4 protein-coding genes are annotated in these 3555 nt (G+C 37.8%); all 4 read right to left on the reverse strand.

Translation table 11 applies throughout. The features are described 5' to 3' along the window. On the reverse strand, window positions 1–237 hold a 237-nt coding region (locus tag L4B77_RS19605), incomplete at its 3' end, for a transposase (RefSeq protein ID WP_429751568.1). Window positions 238–775: 538 nt separating this feature from the next. Next, complete coding sequence (locus L4B77_RS19610; protein WP_140055848.1) at window positions 776–1180, reverse strand: hypothetical protein; 405 nt, start codon at window positions 1178–1180, stop codon at window positions 776–778. Continuing rightward, window positions 1173–3230, reverse strand: a complete 2058-nt coding sequence (locus L4B77_RS19615) for a hypothetical protein (RefSeq protein WP_429752508.1) — start codon at window positions 3228–3230, stop codon at window positions 1173–1175. The genes L4B77_RS19610 and L4B77_RS19615 overlap by 8 nt, the downstream gene beginning before the upstream one ends. Next, on the reverse strand, window positions 3223–3555 hold a 333-nt coding region (locus L4B77_RS19620; RefSeq protein ID WP_429752510.1), incomplete at its 5' end, for a hypothetical protein. The genes L4B77_RS19620 and L4B77_RS19615, both read right to left, overlap by 8 nt.

The following is a 3555-nucleotide window of genomic DNA, read 5'->3' on the forward strand; positions in this document are numbered from 1 at the left end:
TAGCTCTTCAGCTTGCTCTGCCAATAATCGTTTGAGTTTGGCATTTTCAGTGGCGAGCTCCCTTTCTCTATCGCTGATTTTCGCATCTTTTTTGACGGCTTTACGCCACCCATAAATTTGAGATTCATATAGCGAAAGCTGTCGTGCGGCAGCAGAGACACCGACTTTCTCTGCTAACTTAAGCGCTTCGGCTTTAAATTCAGGAGCATGTTTGATTCGTGTTTTCTTAGTTGTCATTGTTCACCTCGTTAGTGATTGTACTCACTTAACTCGGTGTCCAAAACTTCTGGTGCGGATCAAGGAAACAGGTTTAGATCGTACTCTGAGATTGTTTTATGTCACATCCACACGGGCGAAGAGTAGTCTTGCTCATGTGATATACACTTCCGATATTGAGGGAGTTAAAGCAAGTCTTATAGAGAAGAAGCTTGCTCGAGAAAGTGAGATTATTAAGTTTCAGGAAAGTAGCTGTTGCGAATAATAGGAAGCCACCCTGTGTTTTGACTTACTTCAACTAATCCGTTCTTGGCGAGCTAGCACAAGGGTTCTAGCTCGTTTATGTCCAGAGGCGTGTTACGGCGACGTATCATCTATCTGTGACATATCATCTATCCGACACATTTGAGTAAGCCCAGAGGCCACAGCCGTGTCTCTGGACGACTCATCTACTACAATCTAAGTACAATACAAACCATATTTGGATATACATCATAACGACTGCAAGTATACGCAGCCTTTACCTAAAGCAGTCAGATCGTGTATGAGTCACTACACATTAAAGCTTCCCATACTTTTCTTTATATTCTAGTAGTAACTCAGATGCATTCTCGTACCTGACTCTCATATCATCATACATGCTGTACAAGGCATTAATGTGTGATAGTAAGGCCGCTACGTCATCATCTTTAGCCGACTTACTCAACTGTGATATAGCCTTCTGCTGCTTCTTATTCTGCTCTGTCAGCTTCTTATTTTTATCGGATAAATCTCTATTATCCCATTGTTCTTTTTGAACTTGCCTCGCAGTGTCTATTTTTGCCAATAGTTTAGGATAGTTATTGGCAATGTTAGAGCGTTGGCAGCCTAGATATCTCGCGATGGCATTAGCATTTATTTTTCTATCTTCACTGATAAAGAGAGCTAAAGCCTGCTCAATTTTTTCCTCTGATACTTTACCCATTATAAACCTCTTTTGTTCCATTACCTTCTATATCAGATATAGCCTTATCAGCTGATGCTAGCGTCCTTTTCAAGACACTTAAGAAGGCTTGGTATCTATCAGCTAAGCCAGCATCCATGATTCGACTAATGCCTCGCTCGGCGCTGTTTTTGGTTGCTGTCCAAAATGGTAAGTGCCTTCTAGTCGCAAAATATGTATAGCAATAAATACAGCTATCAGGAACGGCCACATTGTGCATTTTACAGCTAGAACCTGCTGCACAATAACCATGAGGTAAACCAAGGATTCCATCACTGTTTTTTGTCGCTAAGGCAATTAACTCTTGGATACTCTCTATATGTTCCTGATGGTCTGTCGAGAATATAATTCCTGATTGTCCTTTGTTTAGTTTATTGATGATATTTTTCAGTCGCTTGCCGCCGCCGCCACCTATTTCACCTTTTATAGCGCTTTCAACAATATCGGTAATTGCTTCCTCTGTTAAAAGAGCATCAAATCCCTCGATAAGATTTCTTAAATCATCAACCGCCTCAAAACCACGTTGAGCATAAACAAATGTGACCATCTCGCTCATATGCTTAAACTGTTGGGATATATGATGAATATCACCTAACTTATTGGCAATAATGAACCACGCAAAACTATGCCTCAACATATGAGGCGTAACTCTGAAAATATCTCCTACTTTATWTTTAACTCCTCTCATACCAGAGTTTGCACTTACTGATTTATAATTGCATTTGTATTTTTTTAAAAAATCAATATCAGACTCTGTTACTTTAACTTCAATTAAATCTAACGCTACAGCAGTCGTTCCTTGCCCAGAAGTATCAGTGTTAATTGGTTTGGTTGGTTTAGGAAACCAGAGGTTTCCTTTTTGTGATGCGTAGTTAAATGCGAAGAGGTAATTATTTTCAAGAGCTTCTTTAAATAGCTCCGCGTTCCTTTCACTAATTTTTGAAGGGTAGTATTCTAGAATTAGCTTAATTCTATCATAATAGACAGCATTAACATCACTTAATAACTTCATAGCATCATACACTTGTTTACAGGACACCCAATCAAGAACAACATCCTCATTGGTATATTTCCTCAACGTTGACTCAATGAAATATTTCACCTTCCCGTTTTCTCTTTTACACTTATGAGAGCTATTTTTTGTTGCTTTGCCTTCCGATACCCTAAATCCTGTAAGGGCTAGCAACATAGTAAAGGCATAAGGAGTTATTCTTCTTATCTTCTCCCTTAGCCCCCTATATTCAACAACCTCATCTTTACTCAGCATTCTAGGTAATATACTTAAAACACTCTGATTCACATTTGGATTTCTTAATGCGTAAGCTTCAAAATTGACATTAACTTTTTTCCCTAGGGCGATAAACCGTTTTATGTCCTTTTTATTTTCAAATAATTTACTACATTCAGAAATTATTTTTTTCTGAATCATCGATGGAACTAATGGGTGTTTCAGTCGGTTGATAGTATCAGCTTTAGTTCGTTTGGTCTTAGTGTTAGCCTCAATAACTTCCTTTGAAAACTCTTGATTTATGAAGTTCAGCTCTAGCAATACGGTCAAGGAGTCCTTGACCACACCAACTGTTGACGGACCATGCTTCTGCCTATAGTTAATATAAGATGAAACAACATCATTAAACTTCAACTTTGGTAATTCACCTAATTCATGAAATGATTCATAACCTCTGGAGTTAAGATACTTTGAGAGTCTTATCAGTTCTTTTATTATTCTTGAAGATGTACTGAACCTTTTTGTGGCACCGCCTAGTTTAGTACCACGCTTAGCTATTAAGATAAAAATCGTTTTTACTTCAAACTCGAATATAGGAAGCGTCTCTATTACGAGTCTTTTCTCAGTTTTATTTGGTCTAAACTTATTACCTTTAAAATTGTAAGTTTCGCCGCTCAACTGTGAATCGTAGACAATAAAATCAGGTGTTTCATTAATTTCTTTCAATGTTAGCCTGTTAATTTTGTAGCTTCCATCTTGCTCTTGAGACACTAGCTTATCAAACACTTCATCCAATTTATTCATGGCTATTACCTACAATATTAGATAATGGAAATGCAAACTCCCAATCAGGGTGCAGCCCCTTTGTCTCAATTAGAGATCTCGCTTTATTAACAATATCTGGCTTAGATGCTTCTATGAAAGATATAATGTCATCAACTCTCTTTGACAATATGTCAACGAACTCCCTCTGGTTTTCAGGGTCTTCATTGTTGACTATAGCTCGCTCCATTGATGATATGACATATTCTTTATATGACAATAACTTCCACATATGGTCTGCGTCTTTCACTACTTTAAAATACTTACACCAAATACAAGAAAGAAAATCGCCGCAATACTTATTGTC

This window comes from Vibrio minamisatsumaniensis (assembly GCF_050337445.1).
Taxonomy (GTDB): domain Bacteria; phylum Pseudomonadota; class Gammaproteobacteria; order Enterobacterales; family Vibrionaceae; genus Vibrio; species Vibrio artabrorum.